Source organism: Kocuria sp. APC 4018 (assembly GCF_030407675.1).
GTDB lineage: Bacteria > Actinomycetota > Actinomycetes > Actinomycetales > Micrococcaceae > Kocuria > Kocuria rhizophila.
Window position 1 is genome coordinate 1 of record NZ_JASDCY010000065.1, and the last position, 16,074, is coordinate 16,074.

At 70.5% G+C, this 16,074-nt stretch carries 15 protein-coding genes and 1 tRNA gene; 5 read left to right on the forward strand and 11 right to left on the reverse strand.

Features of this window, described 5'->3' with window-relative positions:
* Positions 1 to 83: 83 nt before the first annotated feature.
* The gene (locus QL985_RS10315) at positions 84 to 968 is read right to left on the reverse strand and encodes a Nif3-like dinuclear metal center hexameric protein (protein ID WP_019310718.1); all 885 of its coding nucleotides are present in this window, start codon (positions 966 to 968) and stop codon (positions 84 to 86) included.
* Between the two features lie 71 nt (positions 969 to 1,039).
* Between QL985_RS10315 and msrA the strand changes: the two genes are divergently transcribed.
* The 3 genes from msrA to epsC all read left to right on the forward strand — a co-directional run bounded on the left by msrA (position 1,040) and on the right by epsC (position 3,326).
* Positions 1,040 to 1,579: a peptide-methionine (S)-S-oxide reductase MsrA gene (msrA, locus tag QL985_RS10320; RefSeq protein ID WP_035885325.1), complete on the forward strand. Its 540-nt coding sequence runs from the start codon at positions 1,040 to 1,042 to the stop codon at positions 1,577 to 1,579.
* Positions 1,580 to 1,694: 115 nt separating this feature from the next.
* Positions 1,695 to 2,630, forward strand: coding sequence for a cysteine synthase A (cysK, locus tag QL985_RS10325; protein WP_019310719.1), 936 nt, complete (start codon positions 1,695 to 1,697; stop codon positions 2,628 to 2,630).
* A 111-nt stretch (positions 2,631 to 2,741) separates the two neighbouring features.
* Complete coding sequence (epsC, locus tag QL985_RS10330) at positions 2,742 to 3,326, forward strand: serine O-acetyltransferase EpsC (RefSeq protein WP_047979416.1); 585 nt, start codon at positions 2,742 to 2,744, stop codon at positions 3,324 to 3,326.
* A 109-nt stretch (positions 3,327 to 3,435) separates the two neighbouring features.
* Here epsC and gndA read toward each other — a convergent pair whose 3' ends face one another.
* Entirely contained in the window at positions 3,436 to 4,893 is a 1,458-nt protein-coding gene (gndA, locus tag QL985_RS10335; protein ID WP_124109605.1) for an NADP-dependent phosphogluconate dehydrogenase, read from the reverse strand.
* 381 nt (positions 4,894 to 5,274) lie between these two features.
* Here gndA and QL985_RS10340 point away from each other — a divergent pair.
* Together QL985_RS10340 and QL985_RS10345 are read left to right on the forward strand one after the other, a co-directional pair.
* Positions 5,275 to 5,350, forward strand: a tRNA-Val gene (locus tag QL985_RS10340).
* A gap of 424 nt (positions 5,351 to 5,774) precedes the next feature.
* Positions 5,775 to 6,239: a hypothetical protein gene (locus QL985_RS10345; protein WP_039100821.1), complete on the forward strand. Its 465-nt coding sequence runs from the start codon at positions 5,775 to 5,777 to the stop codon at positions 6,237 to 6,239.
* A gap of 62 nt (positions 6,240 to 6,301) precedes the next feature.
* Here the strand turns inward: QL985_RS10345 and QL985_RS10350 are convergent, their stop codons facing one another.
* From QL985_RS10350 to sepF, 9 genes are all read right to left on the reverse strand, one after another.
* Complete coding sequence (locus tag QL985_RS10350; RefSeq protein WP_039100820.1) at positions 6,302 to 6,943, reverse strand: GNAT family N-acetyltransferase; 642 nt, start codon at positions 6,941 to 6,943, stop codon at positions 6,302 to 6,304.
* 107 nt (positions 6,944 to 7,050) lie between these two features.
* Positions 7,051 to 7,716: a transcriptional regulator NrdR gene (gene nrdR / locus QL985_RS10355; protein WP_019310724.1), complete on the reverse strand. Its 666-nt coding sequence runs from the start codon at positions 7,714 to 7,716 to the stop codon at positions 7,051 to 7,053.
* A gap of 3 nt (positions 7,717 to 7,719) precedes the next feature.
* Entirely contained in the window at positions 7,720 to 9,249 is a 1,530-nt protein-coding gene (gene hisD, locus QL985_RS10360; RefSeq protein ID WP_039100819.1) for a histidinol dehydrogenase, read from the reverse strand.
* Positions 9,250 to 9,359: 110 nt separating this feature from the next.
* Positions 9,360 to 12,914 (reverse strand): DNA polymerase III subunit alpha, encoded by a 3,555-nt coding sequence (gene dnaE, locus QL985_RS10365; RefSeq protein ID WP_039100818.1) that lies wholly within the window; start codon positions 12,912 to 12,914, stop codon positions 9,360 to 9,362.
* A 56-nt stretch (positions 12,915 to 12,970) separates the two neighbouring features.
* Positions 12,971 to 13,945 (reverse strand): RluA family pseudouridine synthase, encoded by a 975-nt coding sequence (locus QL985_RS10370; protein ID WP_050899505.1) that lies wholly within the window; start codon positions 13,943 to 13,945, stop codon positions 12,971 to 12,973.
* Positions 13,938 to 14,459: a signal peptidase II gene (gene lspA, locus QL985_RS10375; protein ID WP_249493868.1), complete on the reverse strand. Its 522-nt coding sequence runs from the start codon at positions 14,457 to 14,459 to the stop codon at positions 13,938 to 13,940. The genes QL985_RS10370 and lspA overlap by 8 nt, the downstream gene beginning before the upstream one ends.
* Before the next feature lie 18 nt (positions 14,460 to 14,477).
* Positions 14,478 to 15,236, reverse strand: a complete 759-nt coding sequence (locus QL985_RS10380) for a DivIVA domain-containing protein (RefSeq protein WP_039100815.1) — start codon at positions 15,234 to 15,236, stop codon at positions 14,478 to 14,480.
* 115 nt (positions 15,237 to 15,351) lie between these two features.
* Complete coding sequence (locus QL985_RS10385) at positions 15,352 to 15,648, reverse strand: YggT family protein (protein WP_019310730.1); 297 nt, start codon at positions 15,646 to 15,648, stop codon at positions 15,352 to 15,354.
* A gap of 3 nt (positions 15,649 to 15,651) precedes the next feature.
* Positions 15,652 to 16,074 (reverse strand): cell division protein SepF (sepF, locus tag QL985_RS10390; protein ID WP_290147782.1); only part of this gene is annotated, 423 nt, incomplete at its 5' end.

Below are 16,074 nucleotides of genomic sequence, written 5' to 3' on the forward strand. Positions count from 1 at the left end.
GCGGTGCCACCGCGCGGTTCACGGGTGGCTGGTGCGCGGCGGGAGCCCGGATGCCTCCGGTGGGCCACCCCGCCCGTGGCGTCTCACTGCGGCGGGGTGGCCACCGTGAGATCCCACGGGTCGGTGCGCAGCGTGCTCACGTGGATCTCCACCGCGAAGCCGCGGGCAGTCAGCGCGCGCTGCAGGTCCTCGGCGGCCCACGGGAGCCACAGGGCCTCGCTCGCGGAGTGCGCGGCGTCCACCAGCGCGGGGGTGCCGTGCTCCCCCGGCCCGAGGGCGCGCTCCCTGGCCTCCGACGCCGGGTGGTGGCGCAGGTCCGCGGTCACGTAGACGTCCGCGCCGTGGCTGCGCACGACGTCGAAGAGGGAGTCCCCCGAGCCGCCGCACACCGCCACCGTGCTCACGCGCCGGTCCGGGTCACCCGCCACCCGGAGTCCCTGCACCGTGGGCGGGATGCGCCGCGCCAGCCGTTCGGCGAGCTCCCGCAGGGTCACCGGCTCGTCCAGGGTTCCCACACGGCCCAGCCCCGTGCGGGGGTCGGAGAAGTGCGGAACGAGCGGAGCGGCGTCGTCGGGCCCGACACCGCACGCCGCGATCAGGGCGTCCGAGACGCCGCGGCGGGCCGAGTCCGCGCTGGTGTGGCAGCACAGCAGGGCGCAGCGGTTCTCCACGAGGTCGTGGACCACGCGACCCTTGAAGCCGTCCGCGGCCACGGACGTGACGCCGCGCAGCAGCAGGGGGTGGTGGGTGAGCAGCAGGTCGGCTCCTGCATCCACGGCCTCCCGGACCACGCCGGCCACGGGATCGACGGCCAGGTGGATGCGCCGAACCGGGGCCTCGGGGCGCCCGAGCACCAGACCGGACGCGTCCCAGTCCTCCTGGAGCCGGAAGGGCCACAGTGCGTCCGCCGCGGCGACGACGTCCTGGACCGTGGGGTGCGGATCGGATGACGGCTGATCGGTGCTCATGGCCCCATCCTAGGAGCGCGGCCTCCGCCACGGGCGGGGAATCTTCTGGCGCGCCACGCGTTGTACTGGGCATGACTTCATCGACGCCGCAGACGTTCGTGCTGGCCGGTGGCTGCTTCTGGTGCCTGGACGCCGTGTACCGCAGGGTGCGCGGAGTGCAGAGCGTGCGCAGCGTGTACACGGGCGGGCACACCCCGCACCCGGACTACGAATCGGTGTGCTCCGGAACCACCGGCCACGCCGAGGCCGTGGAGGTCGTGTTCGACCCGGACGTGGTGCCCGCGGACGTGATCCTGGACCTGTTCTTCACGGGTCACGACCCCACCACCCTGAACCGCCAGGGCTACGACGTGGGCACGCAGTACCGCTCAGCCGTGTTCCCGGCGGACGAGGAGCAGCGCCGCCTCTTCGAGGCCGCCATCGTGCGCGCCCAGGAGCTGTTCGACGACCCCGTGGTCACCACGGTGGAGCCACTGGGCCCGCTGCACGAGGCCGAGGACTTCCACCAGGACTTCTACGGCAACCAGCCGTTCAACGGCTACTGCCAGGTGATCATCAACCCCAAGCTCGCGAAGGTTCGCCAACATTACGCCGCGTGGCTCACGGACTGAGAGACCGCTGGAACCCGGGGCTACGCTGACACGGATTCCGGGCACTCGCCCGGCACCGCCGTGCCGCGAGTGCGATACCGCAGAACTGCGACACCACAGGACAAGGAGACAAGTGATGGGCAAGATCTACAACGACGTCACGGAGATCGTGGGGGGCACCCCCCTGGTGCGCCTCAACCAGCTGGACAAGGACCTCCCCGGCAACGTGGCGGTCAAGCTCGAGTTCTACAACCCCGCCAACTCCGTGAAGGACCGGATCGGCAAGGCCATCGTGGACGCCGCCGAGGCGTCCGGGCAGCTCAAGCCCGGCGGGACCATCGTGGAGGGCACCTCCGGCAACACGGGCATCGCCCTGGCCATGGTGGGTGCCGCCCGCGGCTACAAGGTCATCCTCACCATGCCCGAGACCATGTCCACCGAGCGTCGGGTCATGCTGCGCGCCTACGGCGCGGAGATCGTGCTCACCCCGGGCGCGGACGGCATGCGCGGCGCCGTGGACAAGGCCCAGGAGATCGTGGACACCACCGAGAACGCCGTCCTGGCCAGCCAGTTCGCGAATCCCGCCAACCCGCAGATCCACTACGAGACCACCGGACCCGAGATCTGGAACGACACCGACGGCGCCGTGGACGTCTTCGTCGCCGGCATCGGCACGGGCGGCACCATCTCCGGTGCCGGCAAGTACCTCAAGGAGCAGAAGCCGGAGGTCCGGCTCGTCGCCGTGGAGCCCTCCGACTCCCCGCTGCTCACCGAGGGCAAGGCCGGCCCCCACAAGATCCAGGGGCTGGGCGCCAACTTCGTGCCGGACGTGCTGGACCGCGAGATCTACGACGACGTCTACGACGTCACCGTGGAGGACTCGGTCCATTACGCCCGGGAGCTCGGCAGCAAGGAGGGCATCCTGGGCGGGATCTCCACGGGCGCGATCATCTGGGCCGCGCTGCAGGAGGCCGCCAAGGAGGAGAACCGGGACAAGCTGATCGTGGCCGTGGTGTGCGACTACGGCGAGCGCTACGTCTCCACCATCCTGTACGAGGACATCCGGGGCTGAGCCCCGGTCAGACCGCCCGGGGCGCGGGACACCCGCCCCGAGCATCCGTTGCACATCGGCGGGCACCGGTTCACCGGTGCCCGCCCCGTTCCACACCAGGGGGTAGCACGCGTGGGTTTCTGGCGCAGACTGCACGAGGATCTCGAGACCGCCCGCACGCACGATCCGGCGGCCCGCTCCAGCGTGGAGATCGTCCTGAACTACTCGGGGCTCCACGCCATCTGGGCGCACCGGCTGTCCCACCGACTGTGGCAGAACCCCGACCGTCGGCTGCTGGCGCGCACCGTGTCCCAGCTGGCGCGCTTCGCCACGGGCGTGGAGATCCACCCCGGCGCCACGATCGGTCGGCGTTTCTTCATCGACCACGGCATGGGCGTGGTGATCGGCGAGACCGCTGAGATCGGTGACGACGTGATGCTCTACCACGGTGTGACCCTGGGCGGGCGGTCCTTGGCGCCCGTGAAACGCCACCCCACGGTGGAGGACCGGGTCACCATCGGTGCGGGTGCCAAGGTGCTGGGGCCCATCACGGTGGGGCGCGACTCTGCCGTGGGCGCCAACGCCGTGGTGGTCAAGGACGTCCCCGCGGACTCGATCGTCACCGGCATCCCCGGCAAGGTCCGCCCCCGCACGCCCGAGAAGAAGGCCCCTCTCGTGGACCCCGCCGCGTACGTGGACCCCGCCATGTGGATCTGACGCGGCGGCACTGCACCTGGCTCCAGGAATGCGCAACGGGCCGGGTTCCCCGCGGGGAACCCGGCCCGTTCTCATGCGCTGCGTCCCACGACGACGCCGCGCGACCGCCTCAGGAGACGACCTCGGAGCGGTCCCCGCTCCACAGCACGTGGAAGCTGGAGTCCGGGTCGTCAACGCGCTTGTACGTGTGCGCCCCGAAGTAGTCGCGCAGCCCCTGGGTCAGTGCCGCGTTCAGGCGCGGGCGGCGCAGGGCGTCGTAGTACGCGAGCGCGGACGAGAACACCGGCGCGGGAATGCCGCGCTCGACGGCGCGTGCCACCACGCGGCGCCAGGCCGGCAGGGCGTCCTCGATGGACTGCACGAACTCCGGCGCGAACAGCAGGTTCAGCGGGGCCTTGTCCCCCTCGTAGGCGGCCATGATCACGTTCAGCAGCTCGGCGCGGATGATGCAGCCGTTGCGCCACAGGCTCGCGATCGAGGCGAGGTCCAGGTTCCAGCCGTACTCGCGTCCGGCCATGGTGAGCATGTCCAGGCCCTGGGCGTAGGAAACCAGCTTGGACGCGTAGAGCGCCTTGCGGACGTCGTCCACGAACTCCGGGTCCTTCACCACGTCCTCGGTGGTGTCACCGATGCCCGCGGGCAGCACCTCCTGGGCCTCCTTGCGCATGGCGGGTTCGGAGGAGGACAGCGCGCGGGCGAACACGGACTCGGCGATCGCGGTGACCGGGGAGCCGAGCTCCAGGGCCTCCTGCACGGTCCAGCGCCCGGTGCCCTTCTGGCCCGCGGCATCCGCGACGATGTCGATGAACGGCTTGCCGGTCTTCGGGTCCACCTGGCGCAGCACCTGCGACGTGATCTCGATCAGGTAGGAGGACAGTTCGGTGGTGTTCCACTCGTCGAACACGTCCGCCTGCTCGGCGGGCTCGAGCCCGGCCACCGAGCGCAGCAGCTCGTGGGCCTCGCCGATCACCTGCATATCCGCGTACTCGATGCCGTTGTGCACCATCTTGACGAAGTGCCCGGCGCCGTCCGTGCTGATCCACGCGCAGCAGGGAGCACCGTCGTCGGCCTTGGCGGAGATGTCCTCGAGCATGGGCCCCAGTGTGCTGTACGACTCCTCGGAGCCACCCGGCATGATGGAGGGGCCGTTGAGGGCGCCCTCCTCGCCACCGGAGACGCCGACGCCCACGAAGTGCAGCCCGTTCTGCGCGCACTCGCGCTCACGGCGGCGAGTGTCCTGGAAGTAGGAGTTGCCGCCGTCGATGATGATGTCGCCCTCGTCCAGCAGCGGGGTGAGCTGCTCGATCACGGAGTCCACAGGCGCACCCGCCTTGACCATGACCAGCACGCGGCGCGGGCGCTCGAGGGAGTCCACGAGCTCCTGCATGGTCTCCGTGCGGATGAAGTCGCCCTCGGAGCCGTGCTCCTCGATCAGCGCATCCGTCTTGGCGGACGAGCGGTTGTGCAGCGCCACGGTGTAGCCGTGGTGCGCGAAGTTGCGGGCAAGGTTGGCGCCCATCACGGCAAGGCCGGTGACACCGATATCAGCTTTCTTTTCTGCAGCCATGGTTCCTAGCCTACGCACCCGGACCGACAGCGCGCAGACCCGTGCATGGCGCGGGTGGGTGGGCACGCAATGCGAAAAACCCCGGAGCCGTGTGGCTCCGGGGTTCCCCTCGCGGTGGAGACCGACGGAATCGAACCGCCGTATCTGTCACGCCCGAAGGCGATCAAGCGCACCAGCGTCCCCTGGTGAACAGCTGCGGTCTCCCGCGTACTGCCCCATCATCTTAACGCCAGGTAACGCGCTCGTGTCAAACCGGATAGCTCCGTATGAGCGGCACGTGTGCAAGCTCACCCCACCCGTCCTGGGCGGGGACCCGACCGAACGGTAGGCTGACTCCCAATCGGGTGCTGGCAGCTGCTCCAGTCGTGCCCACCCGATCCCGGGCCTTTAGCTCAGCTGGTAGAGCGCTACGTTTACACCGTAGATGTCGTCGGTTCGATCCCGGCAGGGCCCACCAGCGCACGCCCCGCCCGTCCTCGCACGGGCGGGGCGTGCGCATCTCCGGGTCCCCGACCCGTGGTGCACGGGAGTCCGCAGCCGTGGCTCTGTCCACAGACGGGCCCGCACCCCTTCTCGGTGGTTTCCCCGCGTGTCTAGCGTGGGCGCGTGAACACACTCACGGGGATCATGGGCGGGCAGAGCGGCCCGGGATGGACACGGTGCTGCGCGGGCGGGAGCGGCGAGCCGGCGCGGGGAAGAAGGGCCGCCGCGAGCACGCCCCGGGCGACCGTGCCACCGGCCGGGTGCCCGTGCGGCGTCGCCTCTCGTCCCTGTGCGGGAGCGGTCTCGTGAGCGGCCCGTCGCGCGCCCGGGTGGCCCCCTACCGACCGGGGCGCCCCTCGAGGAGGCGTGCCAGCCCAGCGTCCGTACTGGAGCGGCTCGTGGCGTGGCTCGTGTGGCCCGTGGTCCTGGGGCTCCCGCCACTGCTCTTCAACCTGCGGGTGGGCTTCGGGCTCGAGGGACTCCACGCGGTCATCCACCTCGTCGTCGGCCTGCCCATCGCGTGGATCGCGGGCGCGGTGCTGGCCATTCTCGTGACGGCGCGCGCCTGCCTGGTGATGCCCTACGCCGCTGGGGCGTGGAGCACGGGCTTCCTGCTGTTCCACTGGCTGATGCAGATCCTCCTCGGACTGGCACTGGGGGATGTTGTAGACCCCCGCGGAACCACGGTTCCCAGTCCCCTGGAACGGTGGGGTCTCACGCAGCGCACGGCGGACGAGGTCTCCCTGGTCACCTTCCACGGTGCCTGGATCGGCGCACTGGCCGCGCTGATCGCGGCGATGGTCGAGTTGGGTACGGTCCCCCGGCGGCGTCCACAACATCCACCCGCCACGCCTGCCGGCTGACGCCGCCCGTGCCGGCGCGCGCGACCGGTGCGGGGCCACGGTCGATCCGGTGACGCCCCGGGTCAGTCGGCGGGTGGACGCCACATCCCGATGGCGGGCACTGTTCCGCGGCAGGCAATGGGACCGCGCGAGCGGAAGCCGAATCGTTCGTAGTACGGAACCAGGCCGGTGGTGGAAGCCTCCAGGTAGGCTCCGGCGTGCTGCCGGTCGATCTCCAGGAGGCGGTCCTCGAGCAGGCGGGATCCCACCCCGGTGCCCTGGGCGGGCGGCACCGTGGCCAGCGCCTTGAGGTACCAGTGGGGGGACGTCGGCTGCGCGCGCTGCGTGAGGTACTCGGTCGCGAGTGCGTCCGGGAAACGGGTGCGGAAGACCCGGGCGTAGGTCGCCACACCGGGGAGCATCCGGTACAAGGAGACCTGAGTGCCCGGGGCGGCCCAGAGCGCCGCACCGAGCGGCTGGTCCTCCCCCGGCGGCACCGCCAGGTAGACGTGACCGCCCACCGCGAACGCCTCCCGCACGACGCGTCGCCACAGCAGGGTGAGGGCCTCGAGCACATCGCCGTGGGGCAGCAGTCCGACCACGTGGGGATCGGTGGCGAACGCCTCGGCGAGCACCGCAGCGACCGGCTCGGTGTCCGCGCGGGACGCGGGGACGATCTCGAGCTGCGGTGCGGGATGGACGGAGCGATGGTGGTTCTGCGTCACACGTTCAGGCTAACAGTTGATGCATCACGGACAGCACCCTCCGCGCCTGCGTCCCCGGTCTGACCTGCGGCGGAACCGGCGCGCGCCCACCATGGCCGGTGGCGTGCCTACAGCAGCCGCGGCTGGGTGACCGTGTCCGCGGACTTCTTCGCCCGACGACGCCGCGGGGCCGGCTTCTCCTCGTGGTCCTCGTCGGTGCTCCCCGGGCTCTGCGCGGGCTCCGGCTCGGCGCCCGGTGCGTCGCGGCGCGCGGCGCGACGTCGTGCGGCGGGTGCCGCGGCGGAGCGCGCTGCCGGCGGGACGAGCGTCTGCTGTCCCGCAAGCTCGGCCTGCTGGTCCCGCAGTACGTCGATCGCGCGCTCGAAGTCCTCCAGGTCCTCGAACGCCTGGTACACCGAGGCGAACCGGAGGTAGGCCACCACGTCCAGGCGGCGCAGCGGCGGAAGGATCGCGAGGCCCACGTCGTGCGCCTCCACCTCCGCGCTGCCGGACGCCCGGATGGACTCCTCGACCTCCTGCGCGAGCATCGCGAGGTCGTCCTCGCTCACGGGCCGCCCCTGGCACGCCTTGCGCACGCCGTTGACGATCTTCTGCCGGTCGAACGGCTCGGTGACCCCGGAGCGCTTGATCACGGAGATCGACGTGGTCTCGAGCGTGGAGAAGCGACGGCCGCACTCGGTGCAGCGGCGGCGCCGTCGGATGGACGTGCCGTCGTCCGACGTGCGGGAGTCCACGACCTTGGAGTCGTTGTGGCGGCAGAACGGACAATGCACGGCTCAGCCTTTCCCGTGGGTGTCGGGGGATCCGGTGCCGGGCGCGTCCGGGACGCGGGCGGCGTCGCCCGCACGGGACGCGGGGTCGTCCTCCGCCCCGGGGGTGGGGCGCGGGGTGGCGCTGGTGGCGGCTGCGGACCCGTCTGCCCCGTGGGCACCCGCGGCGACGTGGTCCTCCGAGCGGAGGGCCACGGCGCGGCCGTGCGCGGGCAGGTCCTCACTGCCGGACAGGGCCACGATGTCCCCCTCCAGCTCGGCGAGCGCCTCACGCGTGTACTCGACCACCTGCACGGCCTTCATGAAGGAGGCGGCCTGAAGCCCGGACGCGAACACCGCGGTGCCGCCCGTGGGCAGCACGTGGTTGGAGCCGGCGGCGTAGTCCCCCAGCGGCACGGGACTGTACGGGCCCACGAAGATCGCCCCGGCGTTGCGGACCCGCGCGGCCACCTCGCGGGCGTCCCGGGTGTGGATCTCCAGGTGCTCCGCGGCGTAGGCGTCCGCCACGGCGATCGACTGCTCGAGCCCGTCCGTGAGCACCACCCCGGACTGCGGACCACCCAGTGCCGTGGTGATCCGCTCGCAGTGCCGTGCCTCCGGCACCTGCGCGGACAGCTCCCGCTCCACGGCCCGGGCCAGGTCCGGGGAGTCGGTGATGAGCACCGACCCGGCCGCAGGATCGTGCTCCGCCTGGGAGATCAGGTCCGCGGCCACGAACCGGGGATCTGCGGAGTCGTCCGCGAGCACGGCGATCTCGGTGGTGCCGGCCTCAGCATCCACTCCCACCAAAGAACGCAGCTGGCGCTTGGCCGTGGCCACGAAGATGTTGCCGGGGCCGGTGAGGGTGTTCACGGGTTCCAGGACGTCCTGGCCGTCCGTGACGCCCAGTGCCATGGCCGCGAGGGACTGCGCGCCGCCCACGGCCCACACCTCGTCCACGCCGAGCAGCCCGGCCGCCCCCAGGACCACGGGGTGCGGCAGCCCGCCGAACTCCTTCTGCGGTGGCGAGCACAGCACCACGGACTCCACGCCCGCGGCCTGAGCCGGCACCACGTTCATCACCACGGAAGAGGGGTACACGGCCAGTCCCCCGGGGATGTAGAGGCCCGCGCGGCGCACCGCGGTCCAGCGGTGGCGCAGCACCGCCCCGGGCGCCACCTCCACCTCCACGTCCCGCGGCCGCTGCGCCTCGGCGAACGCCCGGGTCCGCGCGATGGCGGTCTCCAGGGCACGTCGCACAGCCGGGTCCAGCTCCGCCACGGCCCGCGCGATCTGCTCGGGGGCCACGCGGATGCGATCCTGCTCCACACCGTCGAACCGGTGGGCCAGCTCGCGCAGCGCGTCCGCCCCGCGCGTTCGGACGTCCTCGATGATCCCCCGGACGGCGTCCTCGGCCGCGGAGACGGACGACGCCGCCTGGCGCGGCACCACCCGGCGCAGCTCGTCCCAGCCCAGATGCCTTCCGCGCAGGTCGACGACCCTCAGGTGGGTGCCAGCGGGGCCGGAGGACGGGGTGGTGTGGGGTTGCGCGTTCACCGTGCCAGTCTACAATCGCGCGTCAAAGCCGCCCGGGACGCCCGCGCACGGTTGTCCATGGAGGTGACGCGGATGCGACGCCACCGCGAGCGCGGAGGACGCCGGGGCGCTCAGGCCTCCAGGCAGGCGGGGCCGAGCAGCACCTTGAGGTCCCCGAACAGGGCGGGTGACGGGTTCACCCGGTACTCCGGGCCCAGCCGCATCACCTGGATGCTGCGCCGGGTGCCCAGGTGGATCCGCACCTCGGAGTCCCCCTTGTGGTTGCGCAGCACTTCCCCGATCTGGCGGATCGTGGCCTCCGTGGCGCGGTGCTCGGGAAGGGCCACGCACACCGGCCCGGAGGAGCCGTCCACGCTCAGCTCGGGCACCGTGAGCTCCTGCGCGGAGATGGTGATCGAGCCGTCGTCACGGCGCTGCATCCGACCCTTGATCACGCAGATCAGGTCCTCCGCGAGCACGCCCGCGATCGGCGCGTACGCCTTGCCGAAGAACATGACCTCGATCGAGCCCGAGCGGTCCTCGAGCTCCACGCGGGCGTAGGCGTTGCCGGAGGACTTAGCGATCCTGCGGGACAGGGAGGTGATCATGCCGCCGATGGTGACCACGGCGCCGTCGGGTCGGGTGTTCTCCTCGGTGAGCAGCGGGGCGATCGCCGTGTCCGTGTACTGGCCCAGGGCGTCGTCGAGACCGCGCAGCGGGTGGTCCGAGACGTAGAGGCCCAGCATCTCGCGCTCGAAGGCGAGCAGGTCCTTGCGCTCCCACTCGGGGACGTCCGGGACCTCCACGGAGAACGTCTCCTGGTCCTCGTCCTCGGAGCCGCCCATCGAGAAGATGTCGAACGTGAACTCGCCGTTGTCCTCCTTCTTCTTCTGCGCCACCACGTCCTCGACCGCCTGCTCGTGGCACATCACCAGGCCGCGGCGCGTGTGCCCGAGCTGGTCGAACGCACCGGCCTTGACCATGGACTCGATGGTCCGCTTGTTGCACACCACCGCCGGGACCTTTGCCAGGAAGTCGTTGAAGGACGTGAACTTCCCCTGCTCGTTGCGGGCGTCCACCATGGCCTGCACCACGTTGGCGCCCACGTTGCGCACCGCGCCCATGCCGAAGCGGATGTCGGTGCCCACGGGGGTGAAGTTCAGCTCCGACTCGTTCACGTCCGGCGGCAGCACCGTGATGCCCATGTGACGGCACTCGGTGAGGTACATGGCCAGCTTGTCCTTGTCGTCGCCCACAGAGGTGAGCAGAGCCGCCATGTACTCGGCCGGGTAGTGCGCCTTGAGGTACGCGGTCCAGTACGAGACCAGCCCGTAGGCCGCGGAGTGCGCCTTGTTGAACGCGTAGTCCGAGAACGGCAGCAGGATGTCCCACAGCGCCTTGATCGCGGCCTCGGAGTAGCCGCGGTCCACCATGCCCTGGTGGAAGCCCTGGTACTGCTTGTCCAGCTCCGCCTTCTTCTTCTTGCCCATGGCTCGGCGCAGGATGTCCGCCTGGCCGAGCGAGTAGCCCGCGACCTTCTGGGCGATCGCCATCACCTGCTCCTGGTACACGATCAGGCCGTAGGTGGTGCCCAGGATCTCCTCGAGCGGCTCCGCGAGCTCGGGGTGGATCGGGGTGATCTCCTGCGCGCCGTTCTTGCGCAGCGCGTAGTTGGTGTGGGAGTTCGCACCCATGGGACCCGGCCGGTAGAGGGCGATGGTCGCGGAGATGTCCTCGAAGTTGTCGGGGCGCATGAGCTTGAGCAGCTGGCGCATGGGCCCGCCGTCCAGCTGGAACACGCCCAGGGTGTCCCCGCGGGCCAGCAGCTCGTAGGAGCCGGGGTCGTCGATGGGCAGGTGCTCCAGGTCCAGCACGAAGCCGTCCCGGTTCAGCGTGATGTTCTCCAGCGCGTCGGAGATGATCGTGAGGTTGCGCAGCCCCAGGAAGTCCATCTTGATCAGCCCCAGGCCCTCGCACGTGGGGTAGTCGAACTGGGTGATCACCTGCCCGTCCTGCTCGCGGCGCATGAGCGGGATGATGTCGATCAGCGGGTCCGAGGACATGATCACGCCCGCGGCGTGCACACCCCACTGGCGCTTGAGCCCTTCCAAGCCCTGGGCGGTCTCGAAGACCTTCATGGACTCGGGGTCGTCCTCGAGGACCTCGCGCAGCTCACCGGCCTCGTCGTAGCGCTTGGCGTCCTTGTCGTAGACGTCCTGCAGGGAGATGCCCTTGCCCATGACGTCCGGCGGCATGGCCTTGGTGAGCCGCTCCCCCATGGAGAACGGGTAGCCGAGCACGCGCGAGGAGTCCTTGAGCGCCTGCTTGGCCTTGATGGTGCCGTACGTGACGATCATGGCCACGCGCTCGTCGCCGTACTTCTCCGTGACGTAGTGGATCACCTCGGAGCGGCGGCGGTCGTCGAAGTCCACGTCGAAGTCGGGCATGGACACGCGGTCCGGGTTGAGGAAGCGCTCGAAGATCAGCCCGTGCGCGAGCGGGTTCAGCTCGGTGATGCGCATGGCGTACGCCACCATGGAACCGGCACCGGAACCACGGCCGGGACCCACGCGGATGCCGTTGTCCTTGGACCAGTTGATGAAGTCCGCGACCACCAGGAAGTAGCCGGGGAAGCCCATCTGGATGATGATCTTCTTCTCGTACTCGGCCTGCTCACGGACGTCGTCCGGGATCCCGCCCGGGAAGCGGTAGTGCAGCCCCTTCTCGACCTCCTTGATGAACCACGAGGTCTCGTCCTCCCCCTCGGGCGTGGGGAAGCGCGGCATGTAGTTGGCGGAGGTGTCGAACTCCACCTCGCAGCGCTCGGCGATCTCCAGGGTGTTGTCGCACGCCTCCGGGAAGTCCCGGAACAGCTCGCGCATCTGCTCGGGGGACTTGAGGTAGAACTCGTCCGCGTCGAACTTGAAGCGCTTGGGGTCCTGCAGCGTGGAGCCGGACTGCACGCACAGCAGCGCCGCGTGGGACTTGGCGTCCTCCGCGTGCGTGTAGTGCAGGTCGTTGGTGGCCACGAGCGGCAGGCTGAGGTCCTTGGCCAGGCGCAGCAGGTCCTGGGTCACGCGCTTCTCGATGCCCAGCCCGTGGTCCATCAGTTCGCAGTAGAAGTTCTCTGCGCCGAAGATGTCGCGGAACTCTGCGGCGGCCTTCACGGCCTCGTCGTACTGGCCCAGCCGCAGCCTGGTCTGCACCTCGCCGGACGGGCAGCCCGTGGTGGCGATGAGCCCCTTGCCGTACTGGTTGAGCAGCTCCCGGTCCATGCGGGGCTTGTACAGCTGGCCCTCCAGGGACGCCTTGGTGGATGCGCGGAAGAGGTTCTGCATGCCCTCACTGGACTGCGCCAGCAGGGTCATGTGGGTGTAGGCGCCGGCGCCCGAGACGTCGTCGCGCCCGCCGTCCGCGAACTTGACGCGGGTGCGGTCCTGGCGGGCCGTGCCCGGCGTGAGGTAGGCCTCCACGCCGATGATCGGCTTGATGCCGGCCGCGCGCGCCTTGTTCCAGAAGTCGAACGCTCCGAACACGAACCCGTGATCCGTGGTGGCCAGCGAGTCCATGCCCAGCCGGTGGCACTCCTCGAAGAGGTCGTTCAGGCGCGCGGCACCGTCCAGCATGGAGTACTCGGTGTGCACGTGGAGATGGGTGAAGCCTTTTTTGCCGGTCGCCGAAGTCACCCGACCATTCTAGGCCGCGGCCCGGACGTCCCCGCCCGCCCGGTGGCGGAGATCCGTCACAGCTGCGGACCGCCGTCGCGCAGCGTCTCCACCGCGTAGGCGAGGTCCGTGGGGTACGGGCTCTCGTACTCCACGTACTGACCGGTGGCGGGGCTGGTGAAACCCAGGCGCTTGGCGTGCAGCCACTGCCGGGTCAGGCCCAGACCCGCGGAGAGAGCGGGGTCCGCGCCGTAGGTGAGGTCCCCGCAGCACGGGTGCTGCAGCGCGCTGAAGTGCACGCGGATCTGGTGGGTGCGCCCGGTCTCCAGGTGCACCTCCACGAGGGACGCCCGCCCGAACGCCTCGAGCACCTCGTAGTGGGTCACCGAGTTCCGCCCGTCCTCCAGCACGGCGAAGCGCCACTCGTGGCCGGGGTGGCGTCCGATGGGAGCGTCGATGGTGCCCTTCAGCGGGTCCGGGATGCCCTGCACCACGGCGTGGTACACCTTGGTCACGGTGCGCTCCTTGAACGCCCGCTTGAGCTGGGAGTAGGCGCTCTCGTCACGGGCCACGACCATGAGACCGGACGTCCCCACGTCCAGCCGGTGCACGATTCCCTGGCGCTCGGGAGCGCCGGAGGTGGCCACGGAGATCCCCGCTCCGGCCAGGGCGCCGACCACCGTGGGTCCCTTCCACCCGGGAGACGGGTGGGCCGCCACACCGGCGGGCTTGTCGATCACCACGTACGAGGCCTCCGAGTGCACCACGCGCAGGTCCGGGACGTGCTGCGGGGCGATCCGGTGGGGATCCTCGGGCACCGGGACCTGCACCGTGTACGTCTCGGACGAGGCCACGCGGTGCGACTTGCCCACCGGTCTGCCCCGGAACCCCACCCGGTCCTCGCCGCACAGCTGGGCCGCTGCAGAACGGGACAGACCCGTCCAGGCGGCCACGGCGGCGTCGAGCCGCAGCCCGTCCTGCTCCTGCGAGACCGTGAACCGGGCGTCGTCGAACTCGGGCTCCGAACCCGTGGGGCGCGTGCGCTCAGCCACCACGGGGCGCCGCCATGTCACGGTCCTTGAGGATCAGCACCATGATGATGCCGATCCCCACGGTCACGCCGCAGTCCGCGATGTTGAAGATCGCGAAGTGCGGCACGGCGATGAAGTCCACCACGTGGCCCACGCCGAAACCGGGCTCACGGAACAGCCGGTCCGTGAGGTTGCCCAGGGTGCCCCCGAGCACGAGGCCCAGGCCCACGGCCCACCACGGGTCACGCACGCGGCGCAGGGCCCAGAGGATGCCCACGGACACCACGGCCATCACCACGGTGAAGATCCACGTGAACTCCGAGCCCAGGGAGAAGGCGCCTCCGCTGTTGCGGATGTGCTCCCACCACAGCAGCCCCGGGATCACGGGATACTCCACCCCGGGCACCAGGCTGCTGACCACCCACAGCTTCACCAGCTGGTCCACGGCCCAGACCGTGGCGGCCACGGCCAGCGCCACGACGACGCAGCGGCGGCCGGTCCGCTGGGGAACCTGGGCCGCCGCTGCACCGGGCATGTGATCCGTCACAGGCGCTTACTTGGCGGTGCGCTTGGTGCCGGACGCCTGCGAGGGCGCGAGCGAACCGGTGTTGTCGAGGTCCTTCAGCTGAGTGTTCAGGAAGCTCTTGAGGTTGCCGCGGTAGTCGGACTCGAAGGTGCGCAGCTCGGCCACGGCCGCCTCCAGGTCCACCTTCTCGGCCTCGAGAGCGGAGAGGGTCTCCTCCTTGGTGCGCTTGCCCTCGGCCACGAGGTGGTCCGCCTGGGTGCGGCCCTCGGTGATCAGGCGCTCACGCTCGGACTGGCCCTGGGAGACGTAGTCGTCGTGCAGCTTCTGCGCCATGGCGAGCACGGCGGCCGCGGACTGCGTGGAGTCGGTGGAGGCCGTCCCCTCGGCCACCGGGCGGGCCGCAGTGGCCGACGGCGCGGAGTCGGTGCCGCTCGTGCCGGTTCCGGTGGTCTTCGGCTCGGCGGGAGTGGTGGTCTCGGCCGGAGCCGCTGCCACGGGCTCGGACACGGTCTCCTCGCGGGAGTCACGGCTCGTGGCCGCGGCCACCGTGGTGGCCTGGCCGGCGCCGGTCCCCTGCTCGGACACGGGGGTCTCGGCGGGCGCGTCCTCGGGGCGGCCGCCGAGGGTCTCCACCTGCTTGCGCAGGGTGTCGTTCTCCTGGTGCAGGCGGCGCAGCTCCACCACGACCTCGTCGAGGAAGTCGTCCACCTCGTCCTGGTCGTAGCCCTCACGGAACTTGGTGGGCTGGAACCGCTTGTTGATGACGTCTTCGGCTGTCAGAGCCATGGGTCTGTCTCCTCGTCTCGAACTGGAACCACCCGTGCCGGGGCGCTTCTCGGCGCTCCGGGGGTGGAGGGATTTCCGGCCCAGGATACAACTGCGCACCCGGGGCCGACGACTATCACGCGCGCAGCAGCAGTCCCGCCACGATCGACTGCAGGATGCTGAGCACGAAGACCAGGATCAGGAACCCGAGATCCAGGGCCACCCCGCCGAACCGCAGGGGCGGGACCAGCCTGCGCAGCGCGTTCATGGGCGGGTCGGTGAGCGAGTAGATCGTGGATGCCGCCACCAGCGCCAGGCCCTTGGGCCGCCAGCCGCGCGCGAACATCTGGACCCAGTCCAGCACGAGACGCCCGAGCAGGGCGATGTACAGGACGTGGACCACCAGGTAGATGATCGACAGCGCGAGGTGCACGGATCAGCCCTCGACCTGTTCGAGGGACGCGGGCTCCTCGTCGAGGTCGTCGCTGTGGCCCTGGTCCCGGACCTCCACGAAGGAGGGGGTCAGCAGGAACACCTTGGCGGTGACGCGCTCGATGGAGCCGTGCAGAGCGAAGACGAGCCCCGCGGCGAAGTCCACCAGGCGCTTGGCCTCGGCCTCGCCCATGTCGGAGACGTTCATGATCACGGGGGTCCCGTCCCGGAACGCCTCCCCGATGGACTTGGCGTCGTTGTAGGACCGGGGGTGCACGGTGGTGATGGTGCGCAATTCGTTCTCGTCCTCTCGGGAACTGGGTGCCCGCTTGATGGGGGTCACCGGGGCCCTGTACTCGGGGGAACGGCGTGCCACGGAGGTGCTGCCGTTCTCGCTCACGGCCAGGGTGGAGCCACCGGTGCTCTG

Coding starts and splice junctions, on each gene's coding strand:
- QL985_RS10315 (WP_019310718.1), bottom strand. CDS start 968: ATGAGCACCGATCAGCCGTCATCCGATCCGCACCCCACGGTCCAGGAC.
- msrA (WP_035885325.1), top strand. CDS start 1,040: ATGACTTCATCGACGCCGCAGACGTTCGTGCTGGCCGGTGGCTGCTTC.
- cysK (WP_019310719.1), top strand. CDS start 1,695: ATGGGCAAGATCTACAACGACGTCACGGAGATCGTGGGGGGCACCCCC.
- gndA (WP_124109605.1), bottom strand. CDS start 4,893: ATGGCTGCAGAAAAGAAAGCTGATATCGGTGTCACCGGCCTTGCCGTG.
- lspA (WP_249493868.1), bottom strand. CDS start 14,459: ATGCCCGGTGCAGCGGCGGCCCAGGTTCCCCAGCGGACCGGCCGCCGC.
- QL985_RS10380 (WP_039100815.1), bottom strand. CDS start 15,236: ATGGCTCTGACAGCCGAAGACGTCATCAACAAGCGGTTCCAGCCCACC.